The organism is Methanobrevibacter sp. V74 (assembly GCF_963082495.1).
Classification (GTDB): Archaea; Methanobacteriota; Methanobacteria; order Methanobacteriales; family Methanobacteriaceae; genus Methanocatella.
Window position 1 is genome coordinate 57591 of sequence record NZ_CAUJAN010000008.1, and the last position, 21475, is coordinate 79065.

Here is a 21475-nt window from a genome sequence, read left to right on the forward strand (position 1 = left end):
CAAATTAACTTAACGGAGATATAATATATGACAATTAAAGTAGAAGTTTTTTCAACCAGTACCTGTCCGCACTGTCCTGCAGCTATTGACGCAGCTCAGCAAGCAAAAAATAAATTAGGTGATGTAATGGATTTTGAATCAGTTAAAATCGATGATCCTAATAATCCAGAAAACAGACAAAGAGCAATTGATTATCAAATTATGGCCGTTCCTACAATTGTGATTAATGGTGAAGTATCATTTGTTGGGGCACCTAGTGCTGAAGAATTAACTACTCATATTGAATCTTTATTATAGATTCTCTCTTTTTTTTTATTTTTAAAATGAATAATGAAAATTATACTGGTGTTACAACAGGTACTGTAGCAACGGCTTGTTCTCTTGCAGCTTTGGATGCAATTTTGGATTCGCAAGATATTGCATGTGTTAAAGTTGAAACTCCAAAAAAAACTTTGGACATCCTAATCGATGAATGCAAAAAATTTTCATCCACTAAAGCTCAGGCAATAGCTCATAAAAATCCTTATAATGACCCTGATGTTACTGTTGACCTTGCAATAATTTCAACTGTTGAATTGTTAGATAAAACAGATGGGGAAGTTAATGTTGTCATAACTGGTGGTGAAGGTGTTGGTATAATCACAAAACCGGGTCTTCAAATTCCTGTAGGGGAGTATGCTATAAATCCTGTTCCTCGCCGTATGATTTTAGAAAATTTAACAGACAAAATACCTGAAGGAAAAATTGCAAAAGTTACTATTTCTATTCCTGAAGGTAAAAAGATAGCTAAAAAAACAATGAATCCAAAATTGGGCATCGTTGGTGGAATATCAGTTTTAGGCACTACCGGCATTGCAAGATCAATGTCAAGTGATGCATATAAAAATTCCATTGTAACACAATTGGATGTTGCCATAGCCTTGAATTTAGATAATTTAATATTTGTTCCAGGTAATATTGGTGAAAAATTAGCTTTAAAACAATTAGGGGTTTCTAAAGAACAAATTATTCAAACGGGTAATTATGTGGGGTTCATGTTTGAAGAAGCTGAAAAACGTGGAATAACCAAATTCACTTTCTTTGGACATATGGGTAAATTAATTAAGGTTGCAGGAGGAATATTCAACACCAAACATGCTATTGCTGATGGAAGGCGTGAAATAATGGTTGCACATGCTGCATTATGTGGTGCAAATCAAAAAGACCTTCAAAGATTATTTGATTCAAAAACAACTGATGATATGATGGATATTTTAAATGAACTGAATATTTCCGTTGAAGTTTCAAATAGTATTGCTGATGTTATCTCTGAGAGATGCCATCAACGTTTTGATTTAGATTTAAATGTTATCTTGGTGGATATGGAAGGCAATTATTTAAACAATAATTTCATTAAATAATATACATTGAAACTTGGAGTATTATTTTCATGAAAATAGTTATGGTTGGCCAGTTTCCACCCCATTTTGGTGGAGTGGGAGTGCATATACATACTTTATCTAAAAAATTAGTAGAATGCGGAAATGAAGTTTATGTAATAACTTATCCTCACAAAGACATTAAGGATATTGATGGAATACATGTTATTGGAACAAAAGGCATTAATATTCCCGGTGTTAGAGGATTGATGTTTAAAAAGAATGCTAGAAAAGCATTAGAACAACTTCTAGAAAAAGTTGATATTGATATTATTCATGGCCATTATATCTTCCCTGCAGGTGCCGCAGCAGTTGAAGTTGGAAAAAAACACAATATTAAAACTTATGTTACAGCACATGGTTCTGACATGTTTGAATTATATAAATCTCATCCATTGATGCGTTCTAGAATTAGAAATGTATTAAATGATGCTGATGGTATTTTTGCTGTAAGTAATGCTTTAAGAGATGAAATTATTGAAACTGGTATTGTCGGGATAGCTAATAAGACCAAACTTTCATGGAATTCTGTAGATATTACTAAGTTTTCAACTAATGAAAATGATTCCTTTAAGAAGGAATATAATCTTGAGGATAAACCTGTTGTTCTTTTTGTTGGAAATTTAATTAAAAGAAAAAATGTTGATTCGCTTCTTGAGGCTAAAAAAATTGCAGATAGTGATTATTATTTGATAATTGTTGGAGATGGCCCATTATTTAAAAAACTTAAGAAAAAAGTTGAAGACGAAAATATTCCCGATGTGATATTTGCCGGTTCAAGAAGGGATGTAGAAAACATCATTCCAGGCTGTGACGTTTTAGTATTGCCGTCTTTTTCAGAAAGTTTTGGTTTGGTGTTAATTGAAGCTTTGGCTTGTGGCAAACCAGTTATTGGAAGTAATGTTGGCGGAATTTCAGAGATTATTACAAAAGATGTTGGTTTACTGGTTAATCCAAATAATGTCAATTCAATATCTAAAGCAATTGATAATATTGTTAATGATGATAATTTAAGATTAAGTTTATCGAGGAATGCTAGAAATAGGGCATTGGATTTCTCTGAAGTTGATATTCCTTATGATGAGGTTAAATAATGAAAAAAACTGTAAGATCTCCCGGTTCTGCAACAATAATTAATGCTATTGCAACGGGTTTTGGTTCTGCTTTTGGAATTGGACTTGATATAAAATGCGAGGCAAAAACGACTTCCAGTGGGATTGCATGTGTAAATGACGTTGGTGCAGACAATACATTGATGGATTTATGTGTAAATAAAGTTTTCAATCATTATAATATTGATTTCAATGATTTTGGAATTAGCTTAAAAACAAAATCCCGTTTGCCTGTAGCATCAGGTCTTTCAAGCAGTAGCGCTTCATCAAATGCTGCTGTCAAAGCAGTATCTGATATTATTGCTTGTGAATATAATTTAACTCCATTAACTGATTTGGAAGTGGTCAATATGGCTGTAAATGCATCAATCGATGCCGGTGTTACAATTACCGGATCATTTGATGATGCAACTGCATCTTACTTTGGAGGAGTTGTCATCACAGACAATAAAAACAGAAAATTCATTTTAAAAGAGAAAATGGAGGATTATTCTGTTTTAATTTATATGCCTGATTTTTATTCAAAGTCTGGCGATTCTAATGTGGAACGCATGAAAGTTTTAGCTCCATTAGTTGAAGTTGCATATGATTTTGCATGTAAAAAGGAATTTTTCAGTGCTTTGAATTTAAATGGATTGATTTATTCCGCATCATTAGGTTTTAATTCTTCAATTGCTGTTGATGCTCTTGAATCTGGAGCTTTAGCATCAGGATTGTCTGGAACAGGTTCATCTTTTGTTGCTATTGTTGATGATAATTCTATTGATAATGTCCAGGAGTCCTGGATGAAGTATGAAGGACATATATTTAAAACTAAAGTGGATAATGAGGGGTGTTGTTTTTTATGAAAAAGATGTGTGTTTTATTGTTGCTTTTAGCTGTATTTATCAGTATTTCTGCAGTTTCAGCAACTGAAAATATCTCTGCTTCAGATAGCGCATGTGAAATATCAGAAGTAGAACAAGATAATATTGAAGTTTCAATTAGTGATGATTCAAATCAAAATAACACGTTAAGTACAGATAATGATGGTGATGATTCGAGTCAAGAAATTATTCAGATTCCATCTAAAGTATCTGCTAAAAACATTAAAAGTACATATGGAACTAAAGCGAAGTTTTCTCTTAAAGTATTTAATCAAAATGGTAGTGTGATTATTGGGGAAAATGTAAGATTTAAAGTAGCAGGTAATGTTTATAATACCAAAACCGATTCTAACGGTATAGCTACATTAAAACTTAATTATGATGCAGGCAAATACACAATAAACTATTATGTTGGGAATTTATCTGGTGAAAATACTTATACTGTGTCAAATAATATTACCATGAAAATTTTTAAATGGGGCAATAAAGGAGATATTTCTAAAGTCAAATTACTTAAAAAGAACATGCCTAATAATAAATGGATAAAAAAAGCTATTAAAGCTGCTAAAAAAGGAAATCTTCTTTTAAAATTTAAAGGGGGAAAAGGCAAAATCGTATTCATCACTGCGGGGGTTCATGGTAATGAATTATCCTCTCAAGTGGGTGTAATGAAATTAATTGAGTATTTGAGCAAAACTCCAATTAAAGGAACTGTTTATATTATGCCTTTTGTTAATATTAAAGCAATTTCTAAAAAAGTAAGACATACCGGAACTGATTATAATCGTGTAGCTAATAAAGCTGGAACCATCTCTAATAAAATAGTAAATCTTGTTGTCAAGTGCAACGCTGATGCTTATGGTGATTTCCACACGACCCAACCTGGAGGGAGTCCCGGAAAAGATATTGTAATGGGATCTAAAGCTCCTGCGAAAAAATGCAATAAACTGACAAAATACATTGCAAGGTATGCTAAAGTTAACAAAAGAATTTATAAATATGCAGGTCAACAATATCCTGGAGCGCTGGCTGATAATGTTAATAAAAAAGGTATTCCTGCAGTTATTTGCGAAGTATTGCTTCCACATAATACTGTAACTGCAAAAACGGTTAAAACCTCATATAATATGATGATTGCATTATTAAAATTTAATTCAATTGTCTAAGGGAATTTTTATTAATGTCCTTTCGCTGTTGTTTGTCAGGCAAAATTGCTTTCAATAATCAAATCATTTTGAAATTTAAATCGTTTCTTTAAATAGTAAACATATAGTTTATATACTAGGATTTCAATAAATCATATTATTATCAATTTGGTGATTTTTTTTGAAAAGTAATGATGAAATAAAATCTTTTAATAATAAAGAAGAGGCAGAGCTACTTCTCGAGAAATCCCGAAAACGCATTGATGAAATTGATAATGCGTTATTTGATTTAATTTCCGAAAGAACTTCTCTTGCAAAAGATATATCTCTTTCTAAACAATATCTTGAAATGCCAATTTACGATAAAAGTAGAGAGGATGCAATTCATGAAAAAATCGAGAGGATGGCCAAGGAAAATAATCTTGACGTTGATATAATTGATCAAATAGTAAATATGCTGACTATTTTAAGTAAAAATGAGCAAAAGAAATTTTAAGGGAGGAATGTTAATGGGCAATATTAGAACTTCATTTGTTAAACGTTTAGCAAAAGAATTAATCGAAACTCACAATGGTGTTTTTACTACTGATTTTGATGAAAACAAAAAATTAGTACAGGAATACTCTACTGTAAGTACTAAACATTTAAGAAATAAAATTGCAGGATATGTAACTAGGCTTGTAAGGTTAGAACAAACCCACGAATAAGCTTTTTTTCATATTTATTTTTCACTCTTTTTTTATTTTAAACTTTTCAGCGATTTTGATGCATGTTTTACAATGTTGTCAATTTAGAAATTTGATTTTTTAGGTTTATTTCTTCATTATTATAATGCTATTTATTTGTTGGATTTAATTGATGTACATTATTTTTACTTTTTAAAATGGATTTGTTATTCATCTTCAATCTTTGATTAAAATAATTTAGTGTCTATTATATTTGAACTTACTTATGAAGATAATATTTTAATGATTAAATTCATTGTTTTTATTAATATGTTGTAAAAATAGTTATTTTTATATAATATTAATTAGATTAAATTAAAGTTTTATTAAATTAATTTTAGTGTTTAAAAAAGGTATAGGGTAATTGAGGACAATTGTAAGCATGAAAATAAAACAAAAGTCCTCATTATTAATATTGGGGCAATTCATTAATTAATTTTTCTATTTTCTTGGAAAAATAGAAATTCGTAAATCTGCTGTAGAATTGTTTAAACTAATCCATTTGATTTTTAAAGAAAAATAATCAATGAATATTTAAAAAAATTAATTATAAGATCAATAATCCTTTATTTAAAACATATAAATGGATTTTTCTTAACCACAGGTGATGGTTCTAATTTTGAAATTTCCTGACTTTGAAAATGTTAGAGAAGAATTTGGAATAAAAAAGTTATTAACCAATTTACCAAAAAACATGATAGACAACAGAAGATATTTGAAATTTACTCTCAAAAATGGGGAATAGAAACTAATTACAACACATTAAAAACAGATATTACATCGAAAATTACACCTAAAAACGACAAATATCCATCGAACAATAATCAAATTATGCATCAAATCGTCTGAAAAAATTTAAAAAAAAACAGAAAATTGGCCAGAAGACCCACACCTACAAGAAAATTCAACATGAACTACAGATTAAAATGAAAAATAAAAAAATAAACACAAAATACACACTCAAGACCTAACAAGTTGACAGTCCCATGTTTTACATTCCTAGAAACTTAAGATTTTTCATGTGAAATTTTTTATTAATTCTGTTTATTTGATAACGTTGTTATATTATTTTGGGATTAGGATTTGATTTTCGTAAGTTTTTTATATGATTTGTGAACAGAACTATTAAACAAGATGTGAAAACTCACTAATTTTTGGTGAAATTATTTGATTAGTGTGTTTTTTTCTTGTTTCCTGGATGTTTATTATAAACATCCGGGGTTTTTCGTTCTTTATTATTGTATTGATTTTCTTTATATTGTATTAGTTCTTTAGATGCTTCTTTTACTATAAAATCGATTATTTGCTCTCTTTTCGTTTGCGTTTCAAATATTAGGTCAAATAAGAATAAATAGATGTTTCCCGTTATTTTTGCGAAATTCGACTGATAAATTATTTTTTCATCTTTATTTCTGGGTATTCTTGTTATATTGTTTTCTGCATGATTTTTAATTGTCATTGCTAGGTTATAAACGAATATGTGGGCGTGAAAATCTTGTTCGATTATTGTTCTTCGAATTCCGCTGAAATCTTCGATTTCGATTAAATTTTTTAATCTGTCAAATCCAGTTTCAACTGACCATCTTTTACCATATAATTCTTTTAAATCTTCTGTTGAGAATTCTTCAGATGTTAAATTTGTTGCAAGTATTTCAGGTTCGTTCTTACCAATATCTACTAATGCTATGCGAATTTCTAATCGCCCCATCTTTCTTGCTTTTTCTTTTAAATTTTCATCATCAAAATGACTTAATCTATTATTTGTTAAATTTATTTTTATAATTTCATCATTAGTCTTCATTTGTTTGATTAAATGTCTAAATACATTTTTTGGTAGTCTTATTAAAAATTTAGAGTTTAAATCAATGGTTTTTGCCATGAGTTCGATTGATGGATATCCTCGATCGTAAATGGTAATTAATTTTGTAATGTTTAATCTTTGTTTTAAGTTCTCTAAATGTTCAATTGCTAAATCTACTTCATTTATTGTTGTTTCAACAATTTTTGCTGTTAAAATATGTTTAGAATGAACGTCTAAAAGACATGAAACTCTTGCACGAATTCTTTTTCTTTTAACAGGTTTTCATCACCAACAGGGAATTCTTCACGTGTTAAAGTAACATTGGGAAGATCAATAATACTTCCATCACAAGCACTAACAATATATCCTTTAAATTTTGAAAATCCAGAATATTTGCCATATAATTGGTCAATAAAAGATTCATTCATATCAATAAAAACTTTTGGGTCAATGAACATTCTTTGTTTTCCAATTCCTTGGCTAGAAATTGTTTTAAACTTCTTATTCAATCCTATTGTGAAAAATCTAATCGTTTCAATATAAGATGTACAGCTTCTTTGAGAAAGAATAAATGTTGTATACTCTTTTTGAGTCAATTTTTCTATCTCTAATAAACTTATTATCTTCAGTTACATATTTTTCAGATATAAAAACATCAAATAAACTGAAAAAATCTTTGACAAATCTATCATAAGAATACATCAATCCAACCCCCAATCAAATAAATTCATGATTAAAAAACTTTAATTACTTATATAAATATATATATAATTAATAATATTTAAAATAAACTATTAATAATTATTAAAATTAGATATAAATAAATTAAAATTAATTAATAAAGTATTAAAATAAATAATAACGGATTAAAGCAAAATAAATCAAAATTAGCAATTTTCAATGAATAAACAATGATAAAAAAAATAAAAAATCTTAAGTTTCTAGGAATGCATGTTTTAATTAAAGTTTATTAATATGATTAAATAGAAATAGAAATGTATATTTTATTTAATTGATAATCTAACAAAAATTCAATTAATATTTTTAAGAAATAGGTGAACTTAATGGATTTAGTAGTAGTAAAATTTGGTGGAACCTCGGTAGGTGATGGTTCTAGAATCAAAAAAGCGGCGCAATCAGTCGTGAATGAATATATGAAAGGTAACCAAGTAGTAGTTGTAGTTTCAGCTGTAAATAAGACTACTGATGACCTCATCGGATTATCTGATGAAGCTATTGGTAGAAGTTTAACGGATAAACAAAAGGCAGAAATCATGGCTATGGGTGAATTGACCAGTGCTAGGTTATTTTCAGCAACTATCGAATCTTTAGGTGTAAAATCAGAATTTATTGATCCTTATAGTGAGTTATGGCCAATCAAAACTGATTCCAATTACTTAGAAGCAAAAATTGATTTTAATACAACTAATAAAATAACTGAAAGGATTATACAAATTGTCAATCAAGGAATTATTCCAGTTATTTGCGGATTTTTAGGACAAGGTCCTAATGGTGAAATCACAACTCTTGGAAGAGGGGGCAGTGATGTAACTGCATTTTTAATTGGGCATTGTTTAGATGCAAATGAAGTGATAATTGTAACTGATGTAGATGGTGTAATGTCAACTGATCCTAATAAAATAAAAGAGGCTGAACTATTAGATAAAATTTCAGTTGAAGAAATGAGAGACTTAGCCACTCATGGAGCTCAGGTTTTACATCCTCATGCATTAAAATATAAAGATCCATTAATAACTGCAAAAATTATAAATTTCGCTAATGGGGATTTGTCCTCTAAAGGCACACGTATTGTAGGTCCTTATGAAGGTGACATGATGAAATGTGTAACTAAGTACAAGAATCCTATTTCTCTTATAGCTATTGTCGGAGAGGCAATGGTAAAAACTACCGGTTTGCTAGCTCGTTTAACTGGAAGTCTAGCTGAGGAAGATATTAATATTTTCGGTATTTCAGCTGGTCAAAACTCAATTACCGCATTTGTGGATAAAGCTGATTCGAACAAGGCATATCATTTATTGCATAATGTAGTTCTTGAAACTGATGTGTTAAGTTCCCTATCTCTAGGAAGGGATACTGCAATGATTACATTTGTAAGTCCGGATATAATTGATACTCCTGGAATTATTTCAGATATTACAGAGCCACTTAGGAAAAATGATATCAACATTGTCGAGATTATTTCATCACAAACAGCTATTGTATTATTCGTTAACTGGGAAGATGGTGATAAAGCACGTGAATTAATTAATGAGGTTTTAGAATGAACTTTGAAGGAACATATGTTGCAATGGTAACTCCATTCACAGAAAATAAAGAAATTGATGAAGATGGATTCAGGTCAAATATTAACTATTTGATTGAGAAAGGAGTCTCAGGTTTAGTAGGTGCAGGCACTACTGGCGAATCTGCTACTGTAACCCATGAAGAACATCAAAAAATCATCGATATTTTAGTTGATGAAGTTGATGGCAGGGTTGATACTGTAGCAGGCACAGGAAGTAATGCAACTTCTGAGGCCATTTCTTTAACTAAATATGCTTATGATGCTGGAGCAGACTCTGCATTATTAATCACTCCATATTACAACAAACCACAACAACACGCAATGATTGAACATTACAGAACTGTTGCTGAAGCAGCTGATATTTCAATTATTGCATATAATGTACCCTCCCGTACTGGAATTAATATGGATGTTGAAACTATTGTAGAATTGGCTAAAATTGATGGTGTTGACGCTGTTAAAGAAGCTAGTGGAAGTGTTGATAAAGTATCCGACATTTACAGATCACTTACTTTGGAAGGACTTGAAGATGATTTCAATATTCTTTCAGGCGAGGATTCATTGACTTTACCTCTCATGGCTGTAGGAGCAACTGGGGTAATTTCTGCTTCTGCTAATGTTGATGCTAGAAGAATGGTTTTAATGGTTGACAGTATCTTAAATGATGATTATACAAGAGCTATGGAACTTCACTATGAAATGCTTGAATTAATCAGAGCATTATTTATTGAAAGTAATCCGGTTCCTGTTAAAACCGCAATGAATATTATGGGATTGCCAGCGGGACCTTTAAGACAACCGTTAGGCGAAATGAAAGAAGAAAATGTTGAAATTCTTAAAAAAGCATTGAAAGACTCAGAATTAATTTAAACAGGTAATAATATGATTAAAGTAGCCGTAACTGGAGCATCAGGAAGAATGGGCTCTGGAATTATTAAAAAAATCACAGAACAGGATGATATGGAAGTAGTTGCAGCTATTGAAATGCCTAACACTCCTCTTGCAGGAAAAGATGCTGGTCTTCAAGCTGGAATTGGGGAAATTGGTGTTGAAATTGTCGGTTCTGAAAAATTAGAAGAAACTTTAAAAGCAACAGACTCTGATGTATTGGTTGATTTCACTATTGCTCCTGCAGCAGTTGAAACTATTAAAATCGCAACTTCTTGTGGTGTTGGAATTGTTGTAGGCACTACTGGATTTAGTGAAGAGCAAATGCAATCAAACATTAATAATGTTAAAAAAAACAATGTTCCGGCAGTTATTTCTTCAAACATGTCTATTGGAGTCAATGTATTCTTCAATACTTTAAAGAAATTAGCTCCATTGTTATATGATTTCGATATTGAAATTATTGAAGCTCACCACAACCAGAAAAAGGACGCTCCATCCGGAACAGCTATGACTGCATTCGAAGTTATTGCTGAAGAATTAGGCAGGGACACTGAAGAAGTTGGAGTTTATGGAAGGCATGGTTTAGTTGGAAAAAGAACTCCTGAAGAAATTGGAGTTCATGCTATCCGTGGCGGAGATATTGTTGGTGATCATACTGTGATGTTTGTCGGTGATGGGGAGAGAATTGAACTCAAACATCAAGCACATTCAAGAGAAGTATTTATTGCTGGGGTAATTAAAGCTATTAGATACATTCCAAATGCTGAAACTGGTGTTGTTAGTAGCATGAATGATGTTATAGGATTAGACTAGGTGTTAAATATGGTTAATGTAGGAATACTTGGAGCAACTGGGATGGTAGGTCAAAGATTTATACAATTGCTTGAAAATCATCCAGATTTTGAAGTTACAGCTTTAGCAGCATCTTCTAGGTCTGCGGGTAAAAGATATGAGGATGCCACTACTTGGTATATGGATAATGAAATGCCCGAGTCTGTAAAAGACATAGAGGTCATTGAAACTAATCCTGAATCTATGGATGATGATGTGGATATTGTATTTTCATCTCTTCCAGCCGATTTTGCACTTACTGTTGAGAAGGAATTTGCAAAAAATTATGTTGTTGCAAGTAATGCCAGTGCACATAGAATGAATAATAACATTCCATTAGTAATTCCTGAAGTCAATCCTGAATGTTTAGACATGATTGATGCTCAACAAAAGGAAAATGACTGGGATGGATTCATTGTAACTAATCCAAATTGTTCTACTATTGCTTTAGCTTTAACATTAAAACCTATTGTTGATAATTTCGATGTTAAATCGGTTAGAGTGTCAACTATGCAGGCTGTCTCTGGTGCAGGTTATAATGGTGTTCCATCAATGGCTATTGTTGATAATCTTGTTCCTTACATAGGAGGGGAAGAAGAAAAAATGGAAAGCGAATCACTTTATTTGCTTGGATCATATGATGGAAATGATGTAGTTAGAGCGGATTTCAAATTAAGCGCATCATGTCATAGGGTGCCGGTTATTGATGGTCATACTGAAGCGGTTTTCATCGACCTTGCTGATGAATTCGAAATTGATGATGTAAAGGACAACATGGCTAACTTTAAAGGTTTGCCTCAGGAACTTAATTTATTCTCAGCTCCTGAAAATCCAGTAATTGTCAAAGAGGAATCTGACAGGCCACAACCGAGAATGGATAGAAATGGTGGTGATGGCATGTCTGTTACTGTTGGTAGACTCAGAAAAGATGCAGCATTTGACAATAGCTTTAAATATATTTTGGTTGGACATAATACCATTCGCGGTGCAGCTGGAGCTTCTATTTTAAATGCAGAATTGATTAATGATAAAATACTTTAATTTTATCAATTATTTTATTCTATTTTTTTTAATATTTTCTAGTTTTTCTATCTGTTTTCTATCTGTTTTTAATTTCATTTTTCAATTAATTTAAGGGTTTAATTTAAATAGTATAAAATTAATACTTTATAACAAGGAATTATATTGTAAAATATATCATAATTTTCAATTTAATATTAAATTATTATTTGGAAATGAATATTGGGAAAAAATTTAAACTAAGGGATAGAATGGAACTTGGAATTGATGATGAAAAAGATACTTTACAATCTTTAATTCGTTCTTGCCTACTTGAACTTAATTCACTAAAATTAGAGTTAACCGTGCTTGAAGTAGAAAAAGCCAATGACAACACTCCACAGCGAATTAAAGAACTTGAAAAAAATATCATAGATAAAGAAAAAGAAGTTTCTGTTATTAAATTTAAAGCTGAAGATGAAATTAATCTTTTGAAAAAGCAGATGGAAGAAAAAGATATTCTTATTAAAAATCAAGAAGATAGAATCTATGAATTGGATTATGTAAATAATTCTCTTGATGAAATTAAAGAGTATTTCGCAGAACAATTGCGTGATTATAAGAAAAAAGAATTAGCTGATGTTAATGAAAGATTAAATGAGTCTTATATAAGTAATGCAGAAAAAGATGCTCAAATTAACACTCTTTCAAGAACAATTGATGAATATAAAATTAAAATTCTTAAATTAGAAAATGATGTTGAAGCTCAAGCACAAATTTTAGAGCTTGAAAAGCAAATTGAGCTTAAAAATAATGAAATTCGTATTAAAGAAAGTGAAATTGCTCAAATTAATACTGAATTCGATATGTTAAAACAACAAACAATTCCTAGAGATGAATATATTTCCCTTCAAACTCAATTCACCTCTGAAATTAATGCGATGAACACTGAAATCGAAGATTTAAAACATGACTCTATCCCTAAAAAAGACTATGAAGATTTACAGTCTAAATTTAGTCATGAAATTAAATCTTTAGATGGTCAACTTGCGGAGTTACAGGAAAATTCTGTTCCTAAACAAGATTACATCAATCTTCAAGAAAGATTTGATAGTGAAATTGATGCTAGAAATAGTGAAATTAACTATTTAAAGGAAAGGTCTGTTTCTAAAGAGGATTATATTAATCTTCAAAATGAATTGCAAACTGAACTCAATGCTCGTGAAAGCGAACTTCGTTATTTAAAAGAACATTCTGTTTCACGTGAAGACTATATTAGGCTTCAAAGTGAGTTACAAAGAAAAGAAGATAAAATCGTAAGATTAGAAGAAATTAATAATTTCTTTAATGATTTGCAAGAGGAACAAGAAGCTTATGAAACTCAGGAAGCTACTCCTCCTTTCAGATTAGAGAAAAAACAGGGCAGATAACTTTGCCAAATTATTTTTTTCATTTTTCATATATTCATTATCTTCATGTATATTCTATTTTAATTCCTTACATATTTTTTAGATATTCTTTCATTTAATTAATCCTAATGCCAATTATTTGGCAGTTTCATATAATTTCAATTAGAATGCTCTTCGCTCAATTCAATATTTCAAGAGTCATTTTCATATGGATTTTCCAATTCATCTTTTTCTTACTTTAATTTACTTTATATCGCAAAGTATTTATATAACCTTAAACTCATGTATTATGTAGAAAGGTTTTGTCAACACTATAACTTATTTTCTCATGTTGATGTTTAAACTGATCTAATTATTTATAAACTAAAAAAGGTGATTATTAATGGCACAAGGACAACCAATTTTTATTTTACCTGAAGGTACTAACAGGTCTGTCGGTAAAGATGCACAAAGAAATAACATTTTAGCTGGTAAAGTATTAGCTGAAACTGTAAGAACTACTTTAGGTCCAAAAGGAATGGACAAAATGTTAGTCGATGGACTTGGAGATATTGTTGTAACCAATGATGGTGTAACCATCTTGAAAGAAATGGATATTGAGCATCCTGCAGCAAAAATGCTTGTGGAAGTAGCAAAAACCCAAGAAGATGAAGTTGGGGATGGAACTACAACTGCAGTAATTATTGCTGGTGAATTATTAAAAAAATCTGAAGGATTACTTGATTCTGATATCCACCCAACAATCATAGCTATGGGATACAGAAAAGCCGCTGAAAAAGCACAAGAAATCTTAGATGAAATCGCAATCGATGAAGTAGATTCTGAAACCTTAATGAAAGTAGCTATGACTGCTATGACTGGTAAAGGAACTGAAGCAGCACGTGAACCATTAGCAAAATTAATCGTAGATGCTGTTGAAGCTGTAGCAGAAAACGGCGTAGTTGATGCTGATAACATCAAAATCGAGAAAAAAGATGGAGCTGTTGTTGAAGAATCTAACTTAGTTGAAGGTGTAATCGTAGATAAAGAAAGAGTACACCCAGGTATGCCATCTGAAATCAAAGATGCTAAAATCGCATTGGTTAACGCACCATTGGAAGTAAAAGAAACTGAAGTTGATGCTGAAATCAGAATTACTGATCCTGCTCAAATGCAAGCTTTCATTGAACAAGAAGAAAAAATGGTTAAAGATATGGTGGATAAAGTGGTTGATGCTGGTGCAAATGTATTATTTGCACAAAAAGGTATTGATGACTTAGCACAACACTACTTGTCTAAAGCTGGAGTATTGGCAGTAAGAAGAGTTAAAAAATCCGATATTGAAAAATTATCCAGAGCAACCGGTGCTAATGTTATTACTAACTTAGATGATTTGACTGCTGATGATTTAGGTATTGCTGGAACTGTTGAAGAAAGAAAAATATCCGGCGAAGAAATGATTTTCGTAGAAGAATGCTCAGGTGCAAAATCTGTAACTTTATTTGTAAGGGGAAGTACCAAACACATTGTAGATGAAATTGTAAGGGCAATTGAAGATGCAATTGGTGTAGTAGCAGCTACCATAGAGGATGATGAAGTTGTTGCTGGTGGAGGAGCTCCTGAAATTGCAATGGCTAAAAAACTCAAAGATTATGCGGAATCTATTTCCGGAAGAGAACAATTAGCAGTAAATGCATTTGCAGAAGCTTTAGAAATCGTACCTAAAACCTTAGCTGAAAACGCTGGTTTAGATAGTATTGACTCCTTAGTAGATTTAAGAGCGGCACAAGAAAAATCTTTCTACATGGGATTGGATGTATTCACAGGTAAAGTAGCAGACATGAAAGAAGCTGGTGTAATTGAACCTAAACGTGTTAAAAAACAAGCTATTCAATCTGCATCCGAATCTGCTGAAATGATTTTAAGAATCGATGATGTAATTGCATCCACAAAAGGCCCTGAAGATATGGGTATGGATCCTTCCGCTATGGGTGGAATGCCTCCAATGATGTAAATTTTTACATCTTTTTTTTCTTTTTTCAGGATGGGACATGATTCTCATTAATTTTTAAAATTTTTTTCGCTTATTTTTTTCCTTTAATTTTATATACTATGAAGTACAATCTTTTATTATAAATATTAATATTTATGGTTGTTTTATTTATGGTTTTAAAAGATGATACTATTAATCAGACTATGTTGGTGCCTATGGACTTGAGTAATTTGATTCCTGAAGGTCATCTGTGTTATTTTATTAAAAATGTGGTTGATCAAATTGATTGTTCCGAAGCTAACAAGGAGTTTTTCGTGATAAGCCTGGTGAACCTGCTTATCCTCGTGAAATGTTGCTTAGGATTGGTTTGGATGAGTGTTATTTGATGGTGGATTGTCTTCTCCTAATTGAGAGAAGAACAAGAACTGAATATTGCTTATATGTACTTTAGCAGGCATGCAAAAGCCAGTTTATAGGGACAATTTTATAAGATTCAAATTGGATTATACCTGATTTAATTGATGAAGCTTTTAAAACAACTTTTAAAGATTTGCAAAAGAAGAAAATCCGCCATTTAGAGTTTTAGATGGAACTAAAGTAAAAGCAAAAACATCTTTAAAAAATAATAACCAATGAACAACAATTAAAAATAATCATGAAAAGAACACTTGGAAGAAAAGTATTATAAATTGGATCAAGAAGAAGATTTGGAATTGGGCGTTAAATGAATCTGGAAAAATTAGTGTTCCTGAATCATATTAACAAACAAAGAAAAATTCCAAGAAACAGTAAGAGAAAATCAATAAAAAAATCCTTTGAAAAAATGATGGAGACCAAAGATAAATTGAGAGCTTCAAGTAAAAAAAACCTCTTAAAACAATCCAGAAGAAAAATCCTGAAAAAAAAATTTACAAAAAAGCTTGAAACACTCGAAGAAAAGCTTAAAGAATCCTGGAAAAAATGATGTAATTAAGTGTAAATGATCCAGATTCAAGATTTTTATGATGGGTGTTCGCCAAAAGTAATTTTTTTGATGCAAATTTTTCTTTGTTTTTGAATTAAAGTAGTTTTAATCAGTTTCAAAAATTAATTTTAGATTTTTGGCGGACACCCAGAAAAGAAAAAAAATAGTAAATATTGTCCGAAAAAAAAAACCATTTTTCCAAAGATAATTATCAACTATGATCACGAAATGATGACCAATATCCGCCCCCCATTGGTCAACCACTACTATAGAAAAAAAGCGAATACCAATACAAAAACAAAACAAGAATCACACATTGAACCAAAGAATGCAAAAACTGCCCAGTACAAAAATATTGCAGTAAAAAAACAACGATACAGAATAATCAGCGACTATGGAAAACATTTCCCAAAAAAAATAAAAATAAAAATGCAAAGAAAAATAGAAAACCAGAAAAGCCCCCCCAAAAAAAAATCTACAAAAATACGCTCAAAAAAACAGCAGAAACTACCATTTACAAAACATGAAACAAAACATACACCTAACAAAATTCACAACAACAGACTTAAAACAAATAAATACAGAACTTAAACTATACACAACAAAACACAACTTAAAAAGAACATACAACAAAATAAACAATAGAAAACAACTGAAAAATAAAATTATTGCAAAAAATTTTTAAAATAAAAAATTCTATGAAAAATTAAAAAATTTCATGTCCCATCCTGCTATTGGTTATTGTGGATGTTAATATGAAATCTGTTTGTGTGTATCTGCTATACATGATAAATCTGATCAATTCCTTTTTTAATATATCGAGGTGAGAATTATTTAATTCTTTTATAGGGTGCTAGATTTTTGAGTTGTAAATAACCTTCAGTTTGATATTATTTTTCTTATTTTCGTGTATTTTTTTACTCAAATTTGTAGCCCACGATTTATAATTTTGTTATATTAAAAAACGGCATCAATTAATAATTAATTTTAAATATAATGAGCAACAAATATTTTATTAGTGAATTAACATGTTGCCTGGATTAAATTATACTAAAAGATGCCGTAAATTTAGATTGTTGGACAAAGTATTTATAAATATCGATGATAAAAAGAACAGACACATATTTAGTGAAAATGGAATAAAAAACATTAAAATGATGATTACATGTATAAAAATCGTTTTTTTAAGTAAATTCTATAATTATCCAGTTTCTAGAGTAATATATGAGATTAACATTGATAAAAAACTAAAAAGGTTCTTAAAAATTGAGAATGAATGAATTAAAAAGGTGCCGAGTGAAGCACAGGTTTATGAATACTTGAGTCGTTATTCTCCTAATCAATACAATAATATTAGCAACAGCTTTTTCAAATTGTTCCTTAAGCTAAATAAGAATCGTAAAAGTGATTGGATTGTTGATGCAACTCCAGTAGCTTGTGATATTAATATTCTAAAGAAATACGTGAGTCCCGAACATCTTGAAAAATTAGATTTAGATATGGGTTTTTCAACCACTAAAGGCTATTATATAGGATTTAAAGTCACTTTAGTCTTAGAAAAAGATTCATTATGCCCCATTTCTGTAATTATCCATTCTGGTGCGAAAAATGATAGTAAAATTTTTGATGAAGTTTTAGAAGAATTGAGTAGAAGGCGTTTACTCAAAAAAAGACAAGTAATTCTTTTTGATAAAGGGTATTACTCCATGGAAAACTATATTAACGCGATTAACAAGTATAACGTTGTTGCAGTCATATTTCCTCGCATTTACTTCACTATTGAAAAATTTAAGATGCGCGAATGTCCACATCATTGGATATATTTTACGATGAAAATACTTTAGAAGAGAATAAAGAATTATTCCTCGAGTTAACAACAATATTATATGAAAAACTAGAAAATTGGAAGAAATTAAAACCAATAAGGGGCTTAATTGAAGATTTCTTCAAAGTATGCAAAGATGCATTTGGATTAGGTGAATTCCACGCATATACTCAGAGTTCCATGAGAAGAAACATCTATCTATGCATATTATTATCAACACTAGTCATACAACAAGGCTTCGACACAAAAACAAAACTACAACAATTGGCTGAAGGCAGAATAGATCTTGAACCAATTAAATCAAGAAAATCTAAAAAATCTAAGGAAAATAATGAAACAAATGAAAATCAACAAGTGGGCGAAAAAACTGACGAACAAACAACACTCCTAACTAAAAAAGAAGTCCAATCCGAACTAGATTTATTTACATAAATCTAGCACCCTATTCTTTTAGTTGTTTTTCACTGTATCCAATATTATGGTGCATCACAGATGCTAGTATCACCTACCAATATTGAATATCCTTTATAAAGACCAGGTCTATCTGGATCATTGTAAATTCCATCAATAAAGTCTTCATTCATGTCTAACACAGCAAATATGATTAAGCAATTTTCTTCTTTGAGAAATATCGGATTTAGTTAAAGTCATATTTTTATCCTTCTTATCACTTCTAATAAAAATTTATAGCCTCTACAGCAGTCGTTCGACCACAATCATAGAAAGAATACTTAATTATACTTCCTAAAGTAGTTTTTCGAATACGAACAAAATGCACTTTTCCATCATCATATTTTATATATATTTTCGATTTTTCATATTTATCCTAATTTATTTCCCAAGTTTCATCACAAAATATTCCCTGAAATTAAAATCAAACATAAAATAATTTAAACAAATATAAAAACTATTAAAGTAAACACATCCAATTACAAGCAAATTAAACGAATTTAAAACAAAAATTAAAATAATCAAAAATGAAAAATCAATAAAAAAAATAATCAAAAACCCATAAAAAAAGTAAAAAAATAAAAAATAAATCATATAAACCAATACAATATCAAATAAAAGATTTAAATAAGAAAAATAAGAATAATAAAATACTATAATTAAAAATTAAAAAATAAATTTCTTAAATTAACTGGGTTGATTCAGAACAGTTAATTATTTATAGATGATTGTATAGAATCATTATTAATTATTTAAATATTATATTGATTCAATTTCATTTAATTATGAAAATATTAAGATCCGGAGGATGATATAAAATGATTAAGAATTTAAATAAAATTATAATAGTATTTTTATTTTTAATATTTTTATCTATTTCAGCTGTTTCAGCACAAGACAATGCAACATCTGAAATAGATTTAAGTGAAAATACTACAATTTTAGAAGTTGAAGATAATGATAGATTAAATGTTGAAATGAACAAAAGCGATTTAAAAGGATCTACTTCAACATTTACTGATTTGCAAAACATAATCAATGGTGCAAGTTCTGGTAGTACAATAACTCTAAATAAAGACTATACATATGTATCTGGAGATAATGCGATAATAATTAATAAACCTTTAACTATTGATGGTAAAAACCATGTACTTAACGGAAAATTAGCTACACAAATATTCTGGATAGGTGACAATCAAGTCACATTAAAAAATATAAGATTCATAAATGCTAATAATACTCAAACAGATTGGGGTGGTGCCATTGACTGGTTGGGAGATAATGCTAATTTAGAAAATTGTTACTTTGAAAATAACCACGCACGTGAACTTGGTGGTGCTATTTACTTAAATGGAACACAAGGCAATATAAAAAACTGCACTTTTAACAATAACCATGCAGAAAAGGGTGGTGCTGTTTATTGGAATGGTGATAATGGTAAATTAAAGGATTGTTCTTTTGTTAATAACCATGCAGATGGGTATGGTGGTGCTGTTTATTGGTATGGTAATAATGGTGAATTAAAGGAGAATTGTTCTTTTAATAATAACCATGCAGATGGGTATGGTGGTGCTGTTTATTGGTATGGTAATAATGGTGAATTAAAGGATTGTTATTTTAATGATAACCATGCTAAATGGTGGTATGGTGGTGCTGTTAAATGGGATGGTGATAATGGTTTTTTAAGTGCTTGTTCTTTTGTTAATAACCATGCAGCTGATGGTGGTGCTGTTTATTGGAATGGTAATAATGGTGAATTAAAGGAGAATTGTTCTTTTAATGATAACCATGCTGATCGTGGTGGTGCTGTTCTTTGGCATGCTGATAATGGTGAATTAAAGAATTGTTCTTTTAATAATAACCATGCAGATGAAGATGGTGGTGCTGTTAAATGGTATGGTAATAATGGTGAATTAAAGGATTGTTATTTTAATAATAACCATGCAAAGTATGGTGGTGCTGTTTATTGGTATGGTAATAATGGTGAATTAAAGGATTGTTATTTTAATAATAACCATGTAGATGGGTATGGTGGTGCTGTTAAATGGAATGGTAATAATGGTGAATTAAAGAATTGTTCTTTTAATAATAACCATGCAGCTGATGGTGGTGCTGTTTATTGGTATGGTGATAATGGTACTTTAAAGGATTGTTCTTTTGTTAATAACAATGCTAATCTGTATGGTGGTGCTGTTTATTGGTGGGGTGATAATGGTAAATTAAAGGATTGTTCTTTTAATAATAACTATAAATATGAGGGTGGTGCTGTTTTTTGGGATGGTTATAATGGTGAATTAATGAATTGTTCTTTTAATAATAACCATGCTGATCGTGGTGGTGCTGTTTGGTGGAATACTGCTAATGGTACTTTAAAGGATTGTTCTTTTGTTAATAACAATGCTAATCTGTATGGTGGTGCTGTTTATTGGTGGGGTGCTAATGGTACTTTAAGTGCTTGTTCTTTTGTTAATAATTATGCTAAAAATGAAGGTAAAACTATTTACTGGGGTAAACCAGGTGATATATTTGCTTGTACTTTTAGTGTATTTCGTCCTAAAAATACAAATACTGTTACTGTTGATAACTTAATTTTCTACGAAAATAATAATTACAATGTTAATTACTATGAAAATGGTAATAAAATCCTTAGTAGTGGGATAAATGAGAATATTACTTTTTTTAATTTAAACAGTGGAAAACACACTATTAAAATGATTTATAAAAAAGATGGTAATGATTTGACTAATGATTTAATTATTACG

Annotated in this window: 20 protein-coding genes and 1 pseudogene; 19 read left to right on the forward strand and 2 right to left on the reverse strand. The window is 30.1% G+C overall.

The window, feature by feature from the left end; all coding sequences use genetic code 11:
- Nucleotides 1-27 precede the first annotated feature (27 nt).
- From Q9969_RS11180 to Q9969_RS11210, 7 genes are all read left to right on the forward strand, one after another.
- Nucleotides 28-297 (forward strand): thioredoxin family protein, encoded by a 270-nt coding sequence (locus tag Q9969_RS11180; RefSeq protein WP_305514714.1) that lies wholly within the window; start codon nucleotides 28-30, stop codon nucleotides 295-297.
- Between the two features lie 26 nt (nucleotides 298-323).
- The gene (cbiD, locus tag Q9969_RS11185; protein ID WP_305557761.1) at nucleotides 324-1400 is read left to right on the forward strand and encodes a cobalt-precorrin-5B (C(1))-methyltransferase CbiD; all 1077 of its coding nucleotides are present in this window, start codon (nucleotides 324-326) and stop codon (nucleotides 1398-1400) included.
- 29 nt (nucleotides 1401-1429) lie between these two features.
- On the forward strand, nucleotides 1430-2512 hold the full coding sequence (locus Q9969_RS11190; RefSeq protein ID WP_305557763.1) for a glycosyltransferase family 4 protein: 1083 nt from the start codon (nucleotides 1430-1432) through the stop codon (nucleotides 2510-2512).
- Nucleotides 2512-3378: a shikimate kinase gene (locus tag Q9969_RS11195; protein ID WP_305557765.1), complete on the forward strand. Its 867-nt coding sequence runs from the start codon at nucleotides 2512-2514 to the stop codon at nucleotides 3376-3378. Before Q9969_RS11190 ends, Q9969_RS11195 begins: the two co-directional genes overlap by 1 nt.
- On the forward strand, nucleotides 3375-4562 hold the full coding sequence (locus tag Q9969_RS11200; protein WP_305557767.1) for a succinylglutamate desuccinylase/aspartoacylase family protein: 1188 nt from the start codon (nucleotides 3375-3377) through the stop codon (nucleotides 4560-4562). The genes Q9969_RS11195 and Q9969_RS11200 overlap by 4 nt, the downstream gene beginning before the upstream one ends.
- A gap of 160 nt (nucleotides 4563-4722) precedes the next feature.
- On the forward strand, nucleotides 4723-5037 hold the full coding sequence (locus tag Q9969_RS11205) for a chorismate mutase (RefSeq protein WP_305514725.1): 315 nt from the start codon (nucleotides 4723-4725) through the stop codon (nucleotides 5035-5037).
- 13 nt (nucleotides 5038-5050) lie between these two features.
- Nucleotides 5051-5248, forward strand: coding sequence for a 30S ribosomal protein S17e (locus tag Q9969_RS11210; RefSeq protein ID WP_305514727.1), 198 nt, complete (start codon nucleotides 5051-5053; stop codon nucleotides 5246-5248).
- Between the two features lie 1189 nt (nucleotides 5249-6437).
- On the opposite strand, the gene Q9969_RS11215 is transcribed toward Q9969_RS11210, so the two are convergent.
- Together Q9969_RS11215 and Q9969_RS11220 are read right to left on the reverse strand one after the other, a co-directional pair.
- Nucleotides 6438-7328, reverse strand: a complete 891-nt coding sequence (locus Q9969_RS11215) for a transposase (protein ID WP_342766077.1) — start codon at nucleotides 7326-7328, stop codon at nucleotides 6438-6440.
- The gene (locus Q9969_RS11220) at nucleotides 7301-7663 is read right to left on the reverse strand and encodes a hypothetical protein (protein ID WP_305557769.1); all 363 of its coding nucleotides are present in this window, start codon (nucleotides 7661-7663) and stop codon (nucleotides 7301-7303) included. The genes Q9969_RS11215 and Q9969_RS11220 overlap by 28 nt, the downstream gene beginning before the upstream one ends.
- Before the next feature lie 468 nt (nucleotides 7664-8131).
- Between Q9969_RS11220 and Q9969_RS11225 the strand changes: the two genes are divergently transcribed.
- The 12 genes and pseudogenes from Q9969_RS11225 to Q9969_RS11280 all read left to right on the forward strand — a co-directional run.
- On the forward strand, nucleotides 8132-9352 hold the full coding sequence (locus tag Q9969_RS11225; protein ID WP_305512931.1) for an aspartate kinase: 1221 nt from the start codon (nucleotides 8132-8134) through the stop codon (nucleotides 9350-9352).
- Nucleotides 9349-10242 carry a 4-hydroxy-tetrahydrodipicolinate synthase gene (gene dapA, locus Q9969_RS11230; RefSeq protein WP_305512933.1) on the forward strand — a complete coding sequence of 298 codons (894 nt, stop codon included), beginning with the start codon at nucleotides 9349-9351 and terminating at the stop codon, nucleotides 10240-10242. Before Q9969_RS11225 ends, dapA begins: the two co-directional genes overlap by 4 nt.
- Before the next feature lie 12 nt (nucleotides 10243-10254).
- Nucleotides 10255-11076, forward strand: a complete 822-nt coding sequence (gene dapB / locus Q9969_RS11235) for a 4-hydroxy-tetrahydrodipicolinate reductase (protein WP_305512935.1) — start codon at nucleotides 10255-10257, stop codon at nucleotides 11074-11076.
- A gap of 9 nt (nucleotides 11077-11085) precedes the next feature.
- Nucleotides 11086-12135, forward strand: a complete 1050-nt coding sequence (gene asd, locus Q9969_RS11240; RefSeq protein WP_305557771.1) for an aspartate-semialdehyde dehydrogenase — start codon at nucleotides 11086-11088, stop codon at nucleotides 12133-12135.
- Between the two features lie 230 nt (nucleotides 12136-12365).
- A complete protein-coding gene (locus Q9969_RS11245) occupies nucleotides 12366-13523 on the forward strand; it encodes a hypothetical protein (protein WP_305512939.1) in 1158 nt (385 codons plus the stop codon).
- A 361-nt stretch (nucleotides 13524-13884) separates the two neighbouring features.
- A complete protein-coding gene (gene thsA / locus Q9969_RS11250) occupies nucleotides 13885-15495 on the forward strand; it encodes a thermosome subunit alpha (protein WP_305512940.1) in 1611 nt (536 codons plus the stop codon).
- A 703-nt stretch (nucleotides 15496-16198) separates the two neighbouring features.
- A complete protein-coding gene (locus Q9969_RS11255) occupies nucleotides 16199-16438 on the forward strand; it encodes a hypothetical protein (protein ID WP_305557774.1) in 240 nt (79 codons plus the stop codon).
- Nucleotides 16439-16666: 228 nt separating this feature from the next.
- On the forward strand, nucleotides 16667-17029 hold the full coding sequence (locus tag Q9969_RS11260) for a hypothetical protein (protein WP_305557776.1): 363 nt from the start codon (nucleotides 16667-16669) through the stop codon (nucleotides 17027-17029).
- A gap of 437 nt (nucleotides 17030-17466) precedes the next feature.
- Nucleotides 17467-17718: a hypothetical protein gene (locus Q9969_RS11265; RefSeq protein WP_305557778.1), complete on the forward strand. Its 252-nt coding sequence runs from the start codon at nucleotides 17467-17469 to the stop codon at nucleotides 17716-17718.
- Between the two features lie 9 nt (nucleotides 17719-17727).
- On the forward strand, nucleotides 17728-18282 hold the full coding sequence (locus Q9969_RS11270) for a transposase (protein WP_305557780.1): 555 nt from the start codon (nucleotides 17728-17730) through the stop codon (nucleotides 18280-18282).
- Nucleotides 18240-18695, forward strand: coding sequence for a hypothetical protein (locus Q9969_RS11275; RefSeq protein WP_305557782.1), 456 nt, complete (start codon nucleotides 18240-18242; stop codon nucleotides 18693-18695). Before Q9969_RS11270 ends, Q9969_RS11275 begins: the two co-directional genes overlap by 43 nt.
- Nucleotides 18696-19531: 836 nt before the next feature.
- Nucleotides 19532-21475: pseudogene (locus Q9969_RS11280) on the forward strand (hypothetical protein); the annotation flags it as partial.